This window comes from Saccharopolyspora sp. MMCC62 (genome assembly GCF_057736575.1).
Window position 1 is genome coordinate 370,911 of the sequence record NZ_JBYKCM010000008.1, and the last position, 16,761, is coordinate 387,671.

Sequence of the window (16,761 nt, forward strand, 5' to 3'; positions counted from 1 at the left end):
CCGCCCAGGTTGTGCGGATCGGACAACCGGACCGGCGTCGTGGCCCCGCACACTCGGATGCAGCCGAGTCGAGGAGGGCGAACATGGCTGGCAACGACCAGACGCCGCGGCACGTGGTGGTCGCGGGTGCCGGTGCCGTCGGGTTGTCGACGGCGTGGTTCTTGCAGGAGCACGGCGTGCAGGTCACGGTCGTGGACCGGGACGGCGTGGCCGCCGGTTCGTCCTGGGGCAACGCGGGCTACCTGGCTCCGGCGTTCTCCATCCCGCTGCCGGAGCCGAGCGTGCTGCGCTACGGGCTGCGGTCGCTGCTGGACCGCAACGCCCCGCTGTACGTGCCCGCGAAGGTCGACCCGGGCCTGTGGGCGTTCCTGGCGCGGTTCGCCGCGCACTGCAACATGCGCTCGTGGCGGCGATCGATGCAGCCGTTCGTGCCGATGAACAACGAGTGCCTGGACGCGTTCGACGCGCTCACCGCCGGTGGGGTGGAGGCCCCGACCCGGTCCGCGCCGATCACCGCCGGGTTCGAGAAGGCCGAGCAGGTCGCCGACCTGCGCCGCGAGTTCGACCTGATCCGCGAGTCAGGGCAGGACGTGCGGGTCGTGGAGTCCTCGGTCACCGAAGCGCGGGTGCCGCAGCTGTCCTCGCACATCGAGGCGGTGCTGCGCATCGAGGGCCAGCGCTACGTGGACCCCGGCGAGTTCGTGCGCTCCCTCGCCCGCTCGGTGGAGCAGCGCGGCGGCACGATCCGCACCGGGTTCGCCGTGCAGGACGTGCGGCGCGAACGGGACGGTGTGGTGCTGCGCTCCGCCGACGACGCGATCACCGCCGACTCGGTGGTGCTCGCGACCGGTGCCTGGCTGAGCTCGCTGGCGAAGCCGCTGGGCGTGCGGACCGCGGTGCGCGCCGGACGCGGCTACTCGTTCACCGTGCCCACCGAGGAACCGGTGCCCGGCCCGATCTACCTGCCCGCCGTGCGGGTGGCCTGCACGCCGTACCAGGGCGGGCTGCGGGTCGCCGGGACCATGGAGTTCCGCTCGCCGGACGCGAAGCTCTACCCGGAGCGCATCGCCGCCATCGAGCGCTCGGCGAAGCCGCTGCTGCGCGGCGTGTCCTGGGCGGATCGCAAGGACGACTGGGTCGGTGGGCGTCCCGTCACCCCCGACGGGCTGCCGCTGATCGGCGCGACCGCGATGCCCGACGTGTTCGTCGCGGGCGGGCACGGCATGTGGGGCCTCACCCTCGGTCCGCTGACCGGACGGCTGCTGTCCGAGCAGATCGTCACCGGCAAGCAGCCCGACCAGTTGCGGCCGTTCAACCCGCTGCGCTGACGCGCCACGAAGACCATTTCCTGGAGAGCAGGGGTCGCCGCTCACGAAGCGGCGGCCCCTGCCCGCGTTTCCACCCCAGGTGAATGGCCCATTCGCCCAGTGTGGTTGGGCTGGTGGGCCATTCACCGTGCGGCTGCGGGAGCTTTGCGCGGGTTCGTCATCGCAGGTGAGTGGCCCATTTGCCCAGTGTGGTTGGGCGGGTGGGCCATTCACCTGGAGTCAGCTGGGGTTCTGGATCTTGTCCTTCTCGGCTTGGGGGAGGTGGCAGCCGGTGCTGCCGGAGAGGACGGTGCGTTTGGCGGTGCCGAAGCGGTAGCCGGCGCCGTAGGTGTCGCTGCCGACGATCTGGTGGTCGGAGGGGCGGCTGACGACGGTTTCGGGTGGTGTGAAGCCGTATTCGGCGGTGATGCGGGCGACGATCTGTTCGGCGCGGGGCCATTCGGGGTCGGGGATGTTGCCTTCGGCTGACCAGACGCCGAGGGTTTGGCTTTCGGCGGTGTAGGTGAAGTCGTCGAAGTCGGAGCATCCGGCGTGGTGGAGTTCGCGGCTTTGCTCCCACCTGATCCAGGGGAATGCCGTGCCGAGTTCGTCGCGAATGCGGCTTTGCATCTCCAGGTAGCGTGTACTGGCCTCTTCCATGCTGGGTCTGGTCATGAGTTCGGCACGTTGGTCTTCCATGCTTGCGCCAAGCTCCGGCCCCGGTTCGCCCAAGGCACACCCGCTGAGGCTCAGGGCGAGCGCCGCCAAGACTGCGAAGCGTTTCATGGTCCGTCCCCGTTCCCGGTCGGTCATCCCGAGCTGTCCACGGCGCGGTCCGGAATTCCGGCCGCGACGACGCTGGCGTTGTACTGGCTGGTGTTTCCGTGCGTGAGGTAGCCGCTCGGGCCGCCGGTGTTGTGCCCGGTCGATTCCTTGAGGTGTTGGCCGTCGGGAGCGATGGCCTCGTCCGTGGACAGGTTGTCGATGCCGGGTTTCCACGACGGATCGCTGCGCCCGTTCAACCCGCTGCGCTGACGCGCCACGAAGATCACTTTCTGGAGGGCGGGGGCCGCCGCGCACCAAGCGGCGGCCCCCGCCTGCGTTTCCACCCCAGGTGAATGGCCCCTTCACCCAGTGTGGTTGGGCGGGTGGGCCATTCACCTGGAGTCAGCTGGGGTTCTGGAGCTTGTCCTTGGCGGCTTGGGGGAGGTGGCAGCCGGTGCTGCCGGAGAACGAGGTGCGCTTTCCGCTCCCGAACTTGTAGGTGGCGCCGTACCGGTCGGAGGTGGTCACGTCGTGCTGTGCGGGGCGGTCGGCGAGGACTCGGGGTGGGGTGAAGCCGTAGTCGCCGGTGACCTTCGCGAAGATCTGCTCGGCGCGGGGCCAGTCGGCGTCGGGGATGTTGCCTTGTGTTCCCCAGATTCCCAGCGTCCAGCCTTCGGCATCGTCCTTGTAAGCGTCGAATTCCGCGCAGCTCGCACGGTTGAGATCCCGGACCCTCTCCCACTGTATCCAGGGGAAGGCATCGCTGAGTTCTTGCTTGAGCTTGGCGTCCAGCTCCGAGTACCGCTGGTGGACCTCTTCGATGCTCGGGCGCTGCATCAGCTCGGCCTCTTGATCGTCCATGCTGCCTCCCCACTCGGAAACCAGTTCGTTGCCACAACTCGTGACGCTCAGGAGTAGCGCCGCGATGACCGCGATTCGTTTCATGATCAGCCCTAATGCTCCGACGTAATGGTTCAGGACCGCGATTCAGGTATCGCCAGACCATGCACGCCTGCAGCGATGGAGCTGGCGTTGTACTGGCTCGTGGTGCCGGGGGTGAGGTAGCCGGTCGGGCCACCTGTGCCGTGCCAGCTCGACTCCTTCAAATGTCGGCCGTCAGGGGCGACGGCCTCACTCGTCGAGAGCTGGTCCACCTCCCAGTTCTTGGAAGGATCACCACCGAACGCGCCGAGGTCGGCGACGCCGTCCCACTTGGATTCGAGGTTGTACATCCAACCGCCCGGCACGTGCAGGTCACTGCGGGTGTCGGTGCCCAAGCCGGGCGATCCCATTGTTACGGCCGCATCGACACCGAGGCCTTCCTCCTGGAGCGCATATCCGGTCGTCGTGGACCCGTACGAGTGGCCCATCGCCACCAAGTGCGGATCATCAGCACGTGATTCGTTGATCCCCCGGTAGAAGTCGGCGAGATCAGCAGCCCCGCGCTGGGCTGTCGCAGACCCGGCGACCGAGCGGTCAGGATCGAAGATTTCCGATCCCTGCGGGGCTTCGTAGCCCAACCACGTCACGGCAGCAACGTCCCCGCCGTCGCCATAATCGTATGATTGCTGCAGTGCATCCTGCTGCAAGTGGTCCATGCTCCGGTCGTAATCGCCGAGACTTCCGCCTTCGACCGTGCTGTTCATGCCGGGTGTGAAGACCGTGACGTGTTCAGCCGTATCGATGTTGCCGACGCCGACGGCCGCCTTCGTCCGTTCGCCTGAGGTGTCGAGGACGAGCAGTTGGCGGTTGGGTTTCGCCACGACCTTCTCGACCTCGTCCAAGGACTTCAGCTTGGCTTCGATCTGGTCGAGGGGGCGCTGGTACTTGCCGTCGAGGTTCCTGGAGCCCGGGCCCTTGGGCAGCTGCCTGATCTGCTCGCGGAGGCGGTTCGCCTCGGCGTTGAGCACCGCCCGCTCGTCGTCGATCTTGTTGACGTTGGCGGTGTGGCGGACGGTGGCGGGGATGCCGTCCATGCCGCCGAGCCAGGCCGGGGGAGCGGCGGCGAGCGCGGATTTCGTTTCGGCGGGCAGGGATTTCCACCATTCGGCGTTCTGCGCCGGGTCGCCGGGCGGCGGCGGTTCGACGGTCTCGCCGAGGCCGCGGGCGTCGCCGAGGGCGGCCGCGTCGGCGAGAGTCTTCGCGCCGCGGGTGTCCATCAGGTCCCGGTCGGCGTCGCCGAGGACCTTCGCGAGTTCGCGGTCCGCGTCGTCGGCGCGCGCGAGGAGCCGTTCCACCCGGTGGACGAGGTCGGGCCGGATCCGGTCGTGCCGGTCGGCGTCGACGTCGGCGGCCTCGTCGGGGCGGATGCCCGGCGGGGTGCCGAGGTCCTCGACCCGGCCGTCGTCGGTGATCGCGAAGTGGTGGGCGTGCGCGAGCGCTTCGGCTTCGGCCAGCTCGTTCCCGACCGCCCGGATCTCTTCCGCGGTGGCGATGGCGGTGGTGCGGACGGTGGAGATCTCCAGGACGAGTTCGCGGAGCCGTTCGCCGAGCTTCGCGTGCTCGGCGGTGGCGGCGTCCGCGGCCTTGCCCTGCCATTCGCGGGGGCGCCCGGACCCGGCGAGCTCGTCGTCGAGCTGCACGAGCCGGTCCTGCCGGTCCTTGAGCTCGTCGATCGCGTCGTCGAGCAGGTCCGCGTTCCACCGCCGCAGGTCACCGAGGCGCACCATCACGCACCACCGCGCTGGGTGGCGTTCAGCCCGTCCGCGGCGGTGCCTTCGCGGCCGTCGTAGTCGCGGGCGCTGCCGGACAGCGAGTCCGCGTAGTGCTCGGTGTCCCGGTCCCACCCGTCGACGGTGCCGCGCCAGCTGCGGCCGGTGCGGTCGGCGGCGGGCGCCGATGCCGAGCCCGGCATCGCTTCGGCGATCTTGTCGGTGGCCGGTTCCAGCCGCACCGACCTGGCCTGTTCGGCGGCGGACCGGGCGGCTTTCGCCGCGTCCTCCAGCGCCTTCGTGACGACCTCGTAGCCCATGCACCCCTCCTCGCGGGGCAGGACACTAACAGCGCGAGGTGGTGGGGATGCCGGATTCCGGGCGATCTCCGCGCCGGGTCACATCCGCCCGGAACCGATCGCGCGCAGGAAGGCGCCGAACGCGTCCCGGCTCACCGCGAGCACCGGCCCCGCCGCGTCCTTGGAGTCCCGGATGCCGACGACGGACGGCTGCACGGCGATCTCGACGCAGGCGCCGCCGTTTCCCTGGCTGCGACTGGCCTTTCGCCAGTCGGCGGTGGCGGGCACGAACGCGATCTCGACGCACTGGCCACCGCTGGAGCTGCTGCGGCTCGATGTGCGCCAGATTGCTGTCGAGAAGTCGGGGTGCATGATCGCCCTTTCGATGATCGCCTAGTCGTGCGTGGCGGCCACCTTAGCGATGAAATCTTGCGACTCCTGCTCCGGCAGCGCAGCCGCCCGCAGCCGTTCGAAGACGATGCTGTAGCGCGTGAACTCCGTCGGCTCGTGAAGGTAGGTGGCTCCCAGCACGTCTTCGAGGTAGACGGCCGAGAGCTGTTGCTCAGCAAGGTGAAGCAGAGTTGCGGATGACGCCACCGAGATCCGGTTCGGCACGCTGAACGGGAGCACCCTGACGTCCACGTTCGGCTTGGATGCCGTTTCGACCAGGTGCTCCAGCTGGGCACGCATGATCGTCCCGCTGCCTTGAACGCGGCGAAGCGCGGTTTCACTGAGGACGACCTGCAAGTTCAGCGGTTTGTGCCGACGGGTGAGGACCGATTGGCGATCGAGCCGGGTCTGCACCTGGCGTTCGATCATCCTCGGGTCTGCGGCAGGTTCCCAGGCGTGGATCATCGAGCGGGCGTAGTCGTGCGTCTGTAGCAGCCCGGTCACGCTTTCCACCTCGTAGATCCGCATGTCCGTAGCCGCGTACTCCAACGCGTGGAATCGCTGGAACCAGTCGGGGACCGCGTCCCGGTAGGTGGTGCGGCGCGGGCTGCGCCGGGGGAGTTGGCTTGCGAGGCCGATCAGGTACTTCCGCCGCTTGGCGGGCGCGTCGTAGAGCGCGGACAGCTTCTCGACCTCGGCCGTGGTGATGCCCTGCTTGCCGCTCTCGATCTTGCTGATCTTCGGTGCGGTGCCGCCGACCACGGCTGCCGCCGCCGCGGCCGTGCACTCGGCTTCTTCGCGCAGGCGGCGCAGTTCGATGCCGAGCTGGATCTTGAGCATCTTCGGGTCCGGTGCCATGCGGATCATGATTCCCCCTGCCTGCTCGCCCGGAAAGCACGTTCACCGGATTCAGCGATCGTTTACGAGCAAGTTGCTCAGTAGCGTTTCGCCATCGACGGTTGATCTACGAAAGGACTCCGCCATGCACGACGACCCCGAAGCCGAACTCCTCCGCGCCCTCCGCGAGGGCGCCCGCCCGCGCCCGTTCGCGGTCTACGAGCTGACCAGCGAGGACGGCGAGGTCGTCGAGGCGGACGTCTGCGCGTGGGGCCTGGACATCAGCGGCGAGTGCCCGTCGGACCAGGTGCCGCCGGGGGCGGTGTTCGTGGGGCCGGGAGGCCTGAAGGGGGACGCCGATTCCGCCGAGCGGGTCCGCGCGATGTTCGAGATCGTCGGGGACGCACGGCTCGTCTGGCTCTGAAGTGCCCGCCGGGAGTGCAGTACCCCGGCCGGGAACCCGGCTCGTTCGTGAGTCCGTCCTGCTCGGGGATCCGGTCCGCGCGTGAGTCCGGCCCGCTCGGAAACCCGGCCCGATCGCGAGCCCCGTCCAGTCGTGACCCCGGCCCGGCAGGGAAGCCCGCCTCGCGCGTGAAGCCGGTGTCGCGTCGGCCACCGCGCACGTGACCACCCCCATTCTTGATTGATGTTGCATGGCAATGCATAATCATCCGCATGGCGATTCGGGTGGCAGTGGCGGGTGCGAGCGGCTACGCGGGCGGGGAACTCCTCCGCCTGCTGCTGGCGCACCCCGAAGTCGAGATCGGAACGTTGACCGCCGGGGGCAACGCGGGCACCAAGCTCGGCGCGCACCACCCGAACCTGCTGCCGCTCGCCGACCGCGAGCTCACCGAGACCACCGTCGCCGAACTCTCCGGCCACGACGTCGTGTTCCTCGCGCTGCCGCACGGGCACTCCGCGGCGATCGCCGCCGAACTCGGCGCCGACACCCTCGTCATCGACTGCGGTGCCGACCACCGGCTCGGCGACCCGGAGGCGTGGACCCGCTGGTACGGCGGCGACCACCCCGGCACCTGGCCCTACGGCGTCCCGGAGCTCCCCGGCAAGCGGGAGGAACTGCGCACCGCGAACCGGATCGCCGTCGCGGGCTGCTTCCCCACGGTCGCCTCGCTCGCGCTGGCGCCCGCCTTCGCGGCCGGGCTGGTCGAGCCCCAAGCGCAGGTCGTCGCCGTCACCGGCACCTCCGGTGCGGGCCGCGCGCTCAAACCGCACCTGCTCTCCGCCGAGGTGATGGGCTCCGCCAGCGCCTACGGCGTCGCGGGCGCGCACCGGCACACCCCGGAGATGGTGCAGAACCTCAGCGCCGTCGCGGGCGAACCCGTCGCCGTGTCCTTCACCCCCGTGCTCGCGCCGATGCCGCGCGGCATCCTCGCCACCTGCAGCGCCCCGCTGCGCGGCGACCTCGACACCGCCGCCGCCCGCAAGGTCTACCTGGACGCCTACGGCGACGAGCCGTTCGTGCAGGTGCTGCCCGAAGGGGCCTGGCCGCAGACCTCCGCGACGCTCGGCGCCAACACGGTGCACCTGCAGGTCGCGGTGGACGCCGACGCGCGGCGGCTCGTCGTCATCGGTGCCGAGGACAACCTCACCAAGGGCACCGCCGGTGGCGCCGTGCAGTGCATGAACCTCGCCAAGGGACTGCCCGAGACCACCGGCCTGCCGCTTGCCGGGATCGCCCCGTGACCGGCAGCCCGCACCCCACCGCACCCGGCAGCACCACCAGCACGGAGGAGAACGCATGAGCGTCACCGCCCCCGCCGGATTCCGGGCGGCCGGTGTGGCCGCCGGGATCAAGCCCACCGGCGCGCTCGACCTGGCCCTCGTCGTCAACGACGGCCCGCGGCACACCGCCGCCGGGGTCTTCACCACCAACAAGGTCAAGGCCGCGCCGGTGCTGTGGTCCCAGCAGGTGCTGCAGGAACGCAGCCTGCACGCCGTCGTGCTCAACTCCGGCGGCGCCAACGCCTGCACCGGTCCCGAAGGCTTCCAGGACACCCACGCCACCGCCGAGAAGGTCGCCGAGGTCCTCGGCGTCGGCGCCATCGACGTGGCCGTCTGCTCCACCGGGCTGATCGGCGAACGGCTCCCGATGCCCGCCGTGGTGTCCGGAGTGGACGGTGCCGCCGCGGCGCTCGACGGCACCGCGGACGCGGGCACCGCCGCCGCCACCGCCGTGCTCACCACCGACAGCAAGGCCAAGCAGGCCACCGCCGCGGGCAACGGGTTCAGCGCCGGCGGGTTCGCCAAGGGCGCCGGGATGCTCGCGCCCAACATGGCCACCATGCTCAGCGTGCTCACCACCGACGCCGTCGTCGAACCGGACGTGCTGGACGCCGCGCTGCGCGCCGCCACCCGCACCACCTTCGACCGGCTCGACGTGGACGGCGGCACCTCCACCAACGACACCGTGCTGGTGCTGGCCTCCGGCGCCTCCGGCGTCGAACCGAGCGCCGCGGAGCTCACCGAGGTCCTCACCGCCCTCAGCACCGACCTCGTCCGCCAGCTGCAGGGCGACGCCGAAGGCGCCACCAAGGCCGTGGACATCACCGTGCGCGGCGCCCGCACCGAGGACGACGCCGTCCACATCGGACGGATCATCGCCGAGGACAACCTGGTCAAGACCGCGCTGTTCGGCTCCGACCCGAACTGGGGCCGGATCGCGATGGCGCTCGGCCGGGCCGAGGCCGAGATCGACGTCAGCCGCGTCGAGATCATCACGAACGGCGTCTCGCTGTTCGCGGGCGGACTGCCCAACCGGGACCGCGGCGAAGCCGACCTCACCGGCCGCGACATCGAGATCGTCGTCGACCTGCACCTCGGCGACCACGCCGCCACCATCCTGTCCACCGACCTGTCCCACGGCTACGTCGAAGAGAACAGCGCGTACTCCTCATGAGCGCCGACCAGACCCCGGCCGACCGGCTCGCCACCGCCGCCGAGAAGGCCAGCGTGCTCGTCGAAGCACTGCCCTGGCTGGAGCGCTTCCACGGCGCCACCGTCGTCGTCAAGTACGGCGGCAACGCCATGATCGACGACGAGCTCAAGGCCGCGTTCGCGCAGGACATGGTGTTCCTGCGCCTCGCCGGGCTGCACCCCGTCGTGGTGCACGGCGGCGGACCGCAGATCACCACCATGCTCGACCGGCTCGGCATGGCGGGCGAATTCCGCGGCGGGCTGCGCGTCACCACCCCCGAAACCCTCGACGTGGTGCGGATGGTGCTCGTCGGGCAGGTCGGCCGCGAACTCGTCGGCCTCATCAACCAGCACGGGCCGCACGCCGTCGGCATGTCCGGCGAGGACGCGCAGCTGTTCACCGCCGCCCGCCGCACCGCCACCGTGGACGGCGAACCCGTCGACGTCGGCCTCGTCGGCGACGTCGTCGCCGTCAACCCGGACGCGGTGCTCGACCTGATCAGCGCCGGGCGCATCCCCGTGGTGTCCACGGTGGCCCCCGACGTGGACGGCGTGGTGCACAACGTCAACGCCGACACCGCCGCCGGAGCGCTCGCCGTCGCCCTCGGCGCCGAGAAGCTCGTGGTGCTCACCGACGTCGAAGGCCTCTACACCGACTGGCCGGACCGCTCCTCGCTCGTCGCCCGCCTCGACGCCGACGAGCTCGAAGCGCTGCTGCCCGGCCTCGCCGCCGGGATGGTGCCGAAGATGGAGGCCTGCCTGCGCGCGGTGCGCGGCGGCGTGCCGCGCGCCCACGTCATCGACGGCAGGCTCGCGCACTCGGTGCTGCTCGAAGTGTTCACCAGCGCAGGCGTCGGAACGATGGTGCTGCCCGGACAGGAAGGCGAACCCGCATGACCACCAACACCACCGGGACCCAGCGCTGGCAGGCGTCCATGATGGGCAACTACGGCACCCCGAAGCTCACCCTCACCAGCGGCTCCGGCTGCGAGGTCACCGACGCCGACGGCAACACCTACCTCGACTTCGTCGGCGGCATCGCCGTGAACGCGCTCGGCCACGCCCACCCGAACGTCGTCGACGCCGTCACCCGCCAGATCGGCACCCTCGGGCACATCTCCAACTTCTACGCCCACGAACCCGGCCTGGAACTCGCCGAACGGCTGCTGGAGCTCGCCGGGTTCGCCGGGCGCGGCCGGGTGCTGTTCTGCAACTCCGGCGGCGAGGCCAACGAAGCCGCGTTCAAGATCGCCCGGCGCACCGGGCGGCTCAAGATCGTCTCCACCGAGGGCGGGTTCCACGGCCGCACCATGGGCGCGCTCGCCCTCACCGGCCAGCCCGCCAAGCGGGAACCGTTCGCCCCGCTGCCGCCCGGCGTCGAATACGTGCCCTTCGGCGACGTCGCCGCGCTCGAAGCCGCCGTCGACGACACCACCGCCGCGTTCGTCGTCGAACCCGTGCAGGGCGAGAACGGCGTCGTCGTCCCGCCCGAGGGCTACCTGCGGGCCGCCCGCGAGATCACCGCGAAGCACGGCGCGCTGCTCGTCGTCGACGAGGTGCAGACCGGCATCGGCCGCACCGGGCACTGGTTCGCGTTCCAGCGCGACGGCATCGAACCCGACGTGATCACCCTCGCCAAGGGGCTCGGCGGGGGACTGTCCCTCGGCGCCTGCATCGGCGTCGGCGACGCCGGTGAACTGCTGCAACCCGGCCAGCACGGCACCACCTTCGGCGGCAACCCCGTCGCCTGCGCCGCCGCGCTCGCCGTCCTCGACACCATCGCCGCCGACGGCCTGCTCGACCACGTCAAGGCCATCGGCGAACTGATCGCCGACGGCGTCCGCGAGCTCGGCCACCCGAAGATCGCCGGGGTCCGCGGCCTCGGCCTGCTGCTCGGCATCCGGCTCACCGAGCCCGTCGCCGCGGCCACCGCCGCCGCGGCCCAGGACGCCGGCTACCTGATCAACGCCGTGCAGCCCGACGTGCTGCGGTTGAGCCCCGCACTGGTGCTCGACGCCGACCAGGCCCGGCGGCTCGTCGCCGACCTGCCCGGCCTGCTCGGCTGACCTGCCCGAACACCCGAATCCCACCACGACAGCCACGGAGGTGATCCCGTGACGCTCCGGCACTTCCTGCGCGACGACGACCTGAGCCCGCAGGAGCAGACCGACATCCTCGACCTCGCCGCTCGGTTCAAGGCCGACCGCAACGGGGACCGGTCCCTCGAAGGCCGCTCCATCGCGGTCATCTTCGAGAAGAACTCGACCCGCACCCGGATGTCCTTCGAGGTCGGCATCCACCAGCTCGGCGGCCAGCCGCTCGTCGTGGACGGCCGCATGATGCAGCTCGGCCGCGAGGAGACCATCGAGGACACCTCGCGAGTGCTGTCCCGCTACGTCGACGCCGTCGTCTGGCGCACCTTCGCCCAGCCGCGCATCGAAGCGATGGCGGCCGCGGCGAGCGTGCCCGTGATCAACGCGCTCACCGACGAGTTCCACCCCTGCCAGGTCCTCGCCGACCTGCAGACCGTGCGGGAACGCCACGGCGAGCTGCCCGGCCGCACCCTCACCTACCTCGGCGACGGCGCCAACAACATGGCGCACTCGCTGCTGGTCGGCGGCGTCACCGCGGGCATGCACGTCCGCATCGGCGCTCCCGCCGGCTTCGCCCCCGCGCAGTGGGTGCTGGACGCGGCGAACGAGCGCGCCGCCGAGACCGGCGGCTCCGTGCGCGTCGAGACCGACCCGCGCGCCGCCGTCGACGGCGCCGACGTGCTCGTCACCGACTCCTGGACCTCGATGGGCCAGGAGAACGACGGCAAGGACCGGGTCAGCCCGTTCCGCCCGTTCCAGATCAACGCCGAGCTGCTCGCCGCCACCGGCGTCGAGACCACCGTGCTGCACTGCCTGCCCGCGCACCGCGGCTGGGAGGTCACCGACGACGTGCTCGACGGACCGGCCAGCGCCGTGTTCGACGAGGCGGAGAACCGGCTGCACGCGCAGAAGGCCCTGCTCGCCTGGCTGGTGCAGCGGTCATGAGCACCCGGGCGGCCCGGCAGGCCCGCATCGTCGAGCTCGTCTCGGCGATGGGCATCCGCAGCCAGACCGAGCTCGCGCGGCTGCTCGCCGGGGACGGCATCGACGTCACCCAGGCCACGCTGTCCCGCGACCTCGACGAACTGGGCGCGGTGAAGCTGCGCGGACCCGACGGGGGAGCCGCCGTCTACGTCATCCCCGAGGACGGCAGCCCCGTCCGCGGCGTGCAGGGCGGCACCACGCGCCTGAGCCGGCTGCTGGCGGAACTGCTCGTCTCCGCCGACGGCTCCGGCAACCTCACCGTGCTGCGCACCCCGCCCGGCGCCGCCCAGTTCCTGGCCAGCGCCATCGACCGCGCCGCCCTGCTCGAAGCCGTCGGTTCCATCGCGGGCGACGACACCGTCATGGTCGTCGCCCGCGAACCGCTCACCGGCCTCGACCTCGCCGAACGGTTCACCAACATGGCCTCCGGCGAGCGGGCGGCCCGGCCCGAGGACGGGGAACCGGGCGACGCGCACCTCACCGGCGGCGAGGACGATGACCGACCGAACCCGCACCATCCGAACGAATCCCGATAAGGACCCACCGTGACCCAGCAAGGCAGCGAGCCCACCAAGCTGTGGGGCGGCCGCTTCGCCTCCGGCCCCGCCGAAGCGATGGCCGCGCTGAGCCTCTCCACCCACTTCGACTGGCGGCTGGCCCCCTACGACATCGCCGGTTCCCGCGCGCACGCCCGCGTGCTGCACGCGGCCGGGCTGCTCACCGCCGACGAGCTCGAGCGGATGCACCAGGGCCTCGACGTGCTCGCCGCCGACGTCGAATCCGGCGCGTTCCAGCCCGTGATCGACGACGAGGACGTGCACACCGCCCTCGAACGCGGGCTGCTCGAACGCGTCGGCGCCGACCTCGGCGGCAAGCTGCGCGCCGGCCGCTCCCGCAACGACCAGGTCGCCACCCTGTTCCGGATGTGGCTGCGGGACGCCACCCGCCGCGTCACCGCAGGTGTGCTCGACGTCGTCGACGCGCTCGCCGGGCAGGCCGCGGCGCACCCGGACGCGGTGCTGCCCGGCCGCACCCACCTGCAGCACGCGCAGCCGGTGCTGCTCGGCCACCACCTGCTCGCGCACTGCCAGGCGCTGCTGCGCGACGTCAGCAGGCTGCGGGACTGGGACGCGCGCACCGCCTTCTCCCCGTACGGCTCCGGCGCGCTCGCCGGTTCCTCGCTGGGGCTGGACCCGCAGGCCGTGGCCGCCGAGCTCGGCTTCGACGGCGCGGTGGACAACTCCATCGACGGCACCGCCTCCCGCGACTTCGCGGCCGAATCGGCGTTCTGCCTGGCCATGCTCGCGGTGAACCTGTCCCGGGTCGCCGAAGAGGTGATCATCTGGAACACCGCCGAGTTCGGCTACGTCACCCTCGACGACGCCTGGGCCACCGGCAGCTCGATCATGCCGCAGAAGAAGAACCCCGACGTCGCCGAACTGGCCCGCGGCAAGTCCGGGCGGCTCATCGGCAACCTCACCGGGCTGCTCGCGACACTGAAGGCGCAGCCGCTGGCCTACAACCGGGACCTGCAGGAGGACAAGGAGCCGGTCTTCGACTCCGTCGAACAGCTCGACCTGCTGCTGCCCGCGATGGCCGGGATGCTCGGCACGCTCACCTTCCACACCGAGCGGCTCGCCGAACTCGCCCCCGCCGGGTTCACCCTCGCCACCGACATCGCCGAGTGGCTGGTCCGCCAGGGCGTGCCGTTCCGCGTCGCGCACGAGGCGTCGGGGGAGTGCGTGCGCACCGCCGAGGCCCGCGGCATCGGGCTCGACGAGCTCACCGACGAGGAGCTCACCGCCGCGCACCCCGCGCTCACCCCGCAGGTGCGCGACGTGCTGACCGTCCCGGGCTCCATCGCCTCCCGCGACTCCCACGGCGGCACCGCTCCGGACCGGGTGCGCGAGCAGCGGGACCGCGTGTTCGCCGCGATCGAGGCCCATCGCGCCTGGCTGGCGGCGTGAGGCCCGTTCGCGTTCGATCGGTACTGTTCCGCTCGTGAGCCACCAGCTGACGCGAGCGGAACTCGCCCACGACCCCCTCCGGGTGGCTCGCCGCCTGCTCGGCTGCGAGCTGCGGTCCAGCCACCCGGAGGGCGACGTGCGGGTGCGGCTCGTCGAAGTCGAGGCGTACCGCGGCGGCGACGACCCGGCCTCGCACTGCTACCGCGGCAAGACGCAGCGCAACGCGGTGATGTTCGGGCCCGCCGGGCACCTCTACGTCTACTTCGTCTACGGCATGCACTTCTGCATCAACGTCGTCTGCACCGAGGACGGTGAGCCCGGCGCGGTGCTGCTGCGCGCGGCCGAGGTCCTCGACGGCACCGAGCTCGCCCGCAGCCGCCGCCCCGCGGTGCGCAAGGACGCCCAGCTGGCCAGCGGTCCGGCCCGGCTCGCCGGCGTCCTCGGCATCACCCGCGAGCACAACGGCCTCGACCTCACCGACCCGGACTCGCCGATCCGGCTGCTCGACGGCCCGGCCGTCGACGAGGACGACGTGCGCACCGGACCGCGCGTCGGCGTCGCCACCGCGGTCGACCTGCCGTGGCGGTCCTGGATCGACGGCTCCCCGGCGGTGAGCCCCTACCGGCGCGGGGGACGCCGCCGCATCCGGGACCAGGGATGAAGCCGCTCGCGCGGATGCGACAGACTGGTCCGCGTGAGTGAGCACATCCTTGACGAGCTGACCTGGCGCGGCCTGATCGCGCAATCCACCGACCTCGACGCGCTGCGCTCGGACCTGGATTCCGGCCCGCTCACCTTGTACGCCGGCTTCGACCCGACCGCGCCGAGCCTGCACGCGGGCCACCTCGTCCCGCTGCTCACCCTCCGCCGCTTCCAGCTCGCCGGGCACCGCCCGGTGGTGCTCTCCGGCGGCGCGACCGGCTTGATCGGCGACCCGCGGGACGTCGGCGAGCGCAACCTGCACGACGTCGACACCGTCCGCGAGTGGACCGGGCGCATCGGCGGCCAGCTCGCCCGCTTCGTCGACTTCGACGAGTCCGCGACCGGCGCCCTCGTCGCCGACAACGCCGACTGGACCGCGCAGCTGCCCGTGACCGAGTTCCTCCGCGACGTCGGCAAGCACTTCTCGATCAACACGATGCTCGCGCGGGAGACGGTGAAGCGCCGCCTGGAGGGCGACGGCCTCTCCTACACCGAGTTCAGCTACATGCTGTTGCAGGCCAACGACTTCGTGCAGCTCTACCGCCGTTACGGCACGCGCTTGCAGCTCGGCGGCTCCGACCAGTGGGGCAACATCGTCGCCGGCGTGGACCTGCTGCGCCGCCAAGAGAACGCCACCGCCCACGCGCTCACCCTGCCGCTGGTCACCGACGCGGAGGGCCGGAAGTTCGGCAAGTCCACCGGCGGCGGCAACGTGTGGCTCGACCCCGAGCTGACCTCGCCGTACGCCTGGTACCAGTACTTCGTGAACTCCGCGGACGCGGACGTCGCCAAGTACCTGCGCCTGTTCACCTTCCTCGACCGCGAGGAGATCGAGGAGCTGGAGCGCACCACGGCCGAACGCCCGCAGCAGCGCGCCGGGCAGCGCAGGCTCGCCGAGGAGCTCACGACCCTGGTGCACGGCGCCGACCAGACCCGCCAGGTGGTCGCCGCCAGCCAGGCGCTGTTCGGTCGCGGGGACTTCGCCGAGCTCGACGAGGCCACCCTGGACGCCGTGATGGCGGAGGTCCCCACCGGCGAAGTGCGCCTGTCCGACGAGCCCACCATCGTCGACCTGCTGGTCGAGGCGGGTCTCGCCCAGGGCCGTGGAGCCGCCCGCCGCACCGTCAACGAGGGCGGCGCCTACGTCAACAACACCAAAATCGCAGATGAGACGTGGTCTCCGTCCAAGGACGACCTGCTGCACGGCCGCTGGGCGGTCATTCGACGTGGCAAGCGTCACACTGCGGGGATCAAGGTGCTGTACTAGCCTGTTCGTAGGGCCGGAAACGGCAGGTGACCTGCGGGTTTACCTCGTTCCGGTCCTACTGCGGGCTGACTTGACTTTGAGTCGGCCAACGCGTAACTTATTCCAAGTCAGCGCGGAACGGGCCGAAAACAAACGGACCGGGCGCGACAGCGGGGCCACGAACCAAGCTCCCAACTGGTGTTGGTAGAGTGGGTGGAACCGAAAGTGGAAAACTCTAAAAGCAGGCCGAAACTTGGCTGGGCGGGTGCGAGTCACCGCGGAAACGCTAAACCGACCCCCCTGAAACGGCCGGAAATCGGGCCTGCTAGAGTTTGAAGCATCGCAAGAACGGAAGACGAAAGAGTGACTCCCCGGAGTTCGCGGCCCTGAGATTTAGGGTTGTGGGTGATGGTGTGGGTGTGTTCTTTGAGAACTCAACAGCGTGCCGATGATGGTGAGTGGTAACTCATCTTGATGAATTATATGCCTCGGCTTTCTTTCGGGATTGCTGGGGTGCCTCGTTTTTTTCGGGGCAGGATTTACTCTAAGACATTGTTGGAGAGTTTGATCCTGGCTCAGGACGAAC

General features: G+C 70.7%; 18 protein-coding genes. 11 read left to right on the forward strand and 7 right to left on the reverse strand.

Features of this window, described 5'->3' with window-relative positions; all coding sequences use genetic code 11:
- Positions 1 to 83 precede the first annotated feature (83 nt).
- Entirely contained in the window at positions 84 to 1,328 is a 1,245-nt protein-coding gene (locus AC29IT_RS20595) for an NAD(P)/FAD-dependent oxidoreductase (RefSeq protein ID WP_358439792.1), read from the forward strand.
- A 219-nt stretch (positions 1,329 to 1,547) separates the two neighbouring features.
- Here the strand turns inward: AC29IT_RS20595 and AC29IT_RS20600 are convergent, their stop codons facing one another.
- From AC29IT_RS20600 to AC29IT_RS20630, 7 genes are all read right to left on the reverse strand, one after another.
- The gene (locus AC29IT_RS20600) at positions 1,548 to 2,120 is read right to left on the reverse strand and encodes an LppA family lipoprotein (RefSeq protein WP_488219822.1); all 573 of its coding nucleotides are present in this window, start codon (positions 2,118 to 2,120) and stop codon (positions 1,548 to 1,550) included.
- Positions 2,117 to 2,416, reverse strand: coding sequence for a hypothetical protein (locus AC29IT_RS20605; RefSeq protein WP_488219823.1), 300 nt, complete (start codon positions 2,414 to 2,416; stop codon positions 2,117 to 2,119). The genes AC29IT_RS20600 and AC29IT_RS20605 overlap by 4 nt, the downstream gene beginning before the upstream one ends.
- 58 nt (positions 2,417 to 2,474) lie before the next feature.
- The gene (locus AC29IT_RS20610; protein ID WP_488219824.1) at positions 2,475 to 2,933 is read right to left on the reverse strand and encodes an LppA family lipoprotein; all 459 of its coding nucleotides are present in this window, start codon (positions 2,931 to 2,933) and stop codon (positions 2,475 to 2,477) included.
- 113 nt (positions 2,934 to 3,046) lie between these two features.
- Positions 3,047 to 4,654: an alpha/beta hydrolase gene (locus AC29IT_RS20615; protein WP_488219825.1), complete on the reverse strand. Its 1,608-nt coding sequence runs from the start codon at positions 4,652 to 4,654 to the stop codon at positions 3,047 to 3,049.
- Between the two features lie 86 nt (positions 4,655 to 4,740).
- Positions 4,741 to 5,043 carry a hypothetical protein gene (locus tag AC29IT_RS20620; protein WP_488219826.1) on the reverse strand — a complete coding sequence of 101 codons (303 nt, stop codon included), beginning with the start codon at positions 5,041 to 5,043 and terminating at the stop codon, positions 4,741 to 4,743.
- 78 nt (positions 5,044 to 5,121) lie between these two features.
- A complete protein-coding gene (locus tag AC29IT_RS20625; RefSeq protein WP_488219827.1) occupies positions 5,122 to 5,394 on the reverse strand; it encodes a DUF397 domain-containing protein in 273 nt (90 codons plus the stop codon).
- A 21-nt stretch (positions 5,395 to 5,415) separates the two neighbouring features.
- Positions 5,416 to 6,279 carry a DUF5753 domain-containing protein gene (locus tag AC29IT_RS20630; protein WP_488219828.1) on the reverse strand — a complete coding sequence of 288 codons (864 nt, stop codon included), beginning with the start codon at positions 6,277 to 6,279 and terminating at the stop codon, positions 5,416 to 5,418.
- Between the two features lie 115 nt (positions 6,280 to 6,394).
- On the opposite strand from AC29IT_RS20630, the gene AC29IT_RS20635 reads away from it, so the two are divergent.
- From AC29IT_RS20635 to tyrS, 10 genes are all read left to right on the forward strand, one after another.
- On the forward strand, positions 6,395 to 6,673 hold the full coding sequence (locus tag AC29IT_RS20635; RefSeq protein ID WP_488219829.1) for a hypothetical protein: 279 nt from the start codon (positions 6,395 to 6,397) through the stop codon (positions 6,671 to 6,673).
- Positions 6,674 to 6,924: 251 nt separating this feature from the next.
- Entirely contained in the window at positions 6,925 to 7,953 is a 1,029-nt protein-coding gene (argC, locus tag AC29IT_RS20640) for an N-acetyl-gamma-glutamyl-phosphate reductase (protein WP_488219830.1), read from the forward strand.
- Between the two features lie 55 nt (positions 7,954 to 8,008).
- Positions 8,009 to 9,166 (forward strand): bifunctional glutamate N-acetyltransferase/amino-acid acetyltransferase ArgJ, encoded by a 1,158-nt coding sequence (argJ, locus tag AC29IT_RS20645; RefSeq protein ID WP_488219831.1) that lies wholly within the window; start codon positions 8,009 to 8,011, stop codon positions 9,164 to 9,166.
- Entirely contained in the window at positions 9,163 to 10,080 is a 918-nt protein-coding gene (gene argB / locus AC29IT_RS20650; protein WP_488219832.1) for an acetylglutamate kinase, read from the forward strand. Before argJ ends, argB begins: the two co-directional genes overlap by 4 nt.
- A complete protein-coding gene (locus AC29IT_RS20655; RefSeq protein ID WP_488219833.1) occupies positions 10,077 to 11,249 on the forward strand; it encodes an acetylornithine transaminase in 1,173 nt (390 codons plus the stop codon). Before argB ends, AC29IT_RS20655 begins: the two co-directional genes overlap by 4 nt.
- Before the next feature lie 48 nt (positions 11,250 to 11,297).
- Positions 11,298 to 12,221 carry an ornithine carbamoyltransferase gene (gene argF / locus AC29IT_RS20660; RefSeq protein WP_488219834.1) on the forward strand — a complete coding sequence of 308 codons (924 nt, stop codon included), beginning with the start codon at positions 11,298 to 11,300 and terminating at the stop codon, positions 12,219 to 12,221.
- Positions 12,218 to 12,796: an arginine repressor gene (locus AC29IT_RS20665; protein WP_358439830.1), complete on the forward strand. Its 579-nt coding sequence runs from the start codon at positions 12,218 to 12,220 to the stop codon at positions 12,794 to 12,796. Before argF ends, AC29IT_RS20665 begins: the two co-directional genes overlap by 4 nt.
- Positions 12,797 to 12,805: 9 nt before the next feature.
- Entirely contained in the window at positions 12,806 to 14,227 is a 1,422-nt protein-coding gene (gene argH / locus AC29IT_RS20670; protein ID WP_488219835.1) for an argininosuccinate lyase, read from the forward strand.
- Positions 14,228 to 14,261: 34 nt separating this feature from the next.
- Positions 14,262 to 14,888 carry a DNA-3-methyladenine glycosylase gene (locus AC29IT_RS20675; RefSeq protein WP_488219836.1) on the forward strand — a complete coding sequence of 209 codons (627 nt, stop codon included), beginning with the start codon at positions 14,262 to 14,264 and terminating at the stop codon, positions 14,886 to 14,888.
- Between the two features lie 33 nt (positions 14,889 to 14,921).
- Entirely contained in the window at positions 14,922 to 16,196 is a 1,275-nt protein-coding gene (tyrS, locus tag AC29IT_RS20680; RefSeq protein ID WP_488219837.1) for a tyrosine--tRNA ligase, read from the forward strand.
- The last annotated feature ends 565 nt before the right edge of the window (positions 16,197 to 16,761 follow it).

What these genes read in the sequence shown, in the direction of transcription:
- AC29IT_RS20595 (WP_358439792.1), top strand. Translation starts at nt 84, where the DNA reads ATGGCTGGCAACGACCAGACGCCGCGGCACGTGGTGGTCGCGGGTGCC.
- AC29IT_RS20600 (WP_488219822.1), bottom strand. Translation starts at nt 2,120, where the DNA reads ATGACCGACCGGGAACGGGGACGGACCATGAAACGCTTCGCAGTCTTG.
- AC29IT_RS20610 (WP_488219824.1), bottom strand. Translation starts at nt 2,933, where the DNA reads ATGGACGATCAAGAGGCCGAGCTGATGCAGCGCCCGAGCATCGAAGAG.
- AC29IT_RS20620 (WP_488219826.1), bottom strand. Translation starts at nt 5,043, where the DNA reads ATGGGCTACGAGGTCGTCACGAAGGCGCTGGAGGACGCGGCGAAAGCC.
- AC29IT_RS20625 (WP_488219827.1), bottom strand. Translation starts at nt 5,394, where the DNA reads ATGCACCCCGACTTCTCGACAGCAATCTGGCGCACATCGAGCCGCAGC.
- AC29IT_RS20630 (WP_488219828.1), bottom strand. Translation starts at nt 6,279, where the DNA reads ATGATCCGCATGGCACCGGACCCGAAGATGCTCAAGATCCAGCTCGGC.
- AC29IT_RS20635 (WP_488219829.1), top strand. Translation starts at nt 6,395, where the DNA reads ATGCACGACGACCCCGAAGCCGAACTCCTCCGCGCCCTCCGCGAGGGC.
- argC (WP_488219830.1), top strand. Translation starts at nt 6,925, where the DNA reads ATGGCGATTCGGGTGGCAGTGGCGGGTGCGAGCGGCTACGCGGGCGGG.
- argJ (WP_488219831.1), top strand. Translation starts at nt 8,009, where the DNA reads ATGAGCGTCACCGCCCCCGCCGGATTCCGGGCGGCCGGTGTGGCCGCC.
- argB (WP_488219832.1), top strand. Translation starts at nt 9,163, where the DNA reads ATGAGCGCCGACCAGACCCCGGCCGACCGGCTCGCCACCGCCGCCGAG.
- AC29IT_RS20655 (WP_488219833.1), top strand. Translation starts at nt 10,077, where the DNA reads ATGACCACCAACACCACCGGGACCCAGCGCTGGCAGGCGTCCATGATG.
- AC29IT_RS20665 (WP_358439830.1), top strand. Translation starts at nt 12,218, where the DNA reads ATGAGCACCCGGGCGGCCCGGCAGGCCCGCATCGTCGAGCTCGTCTCG.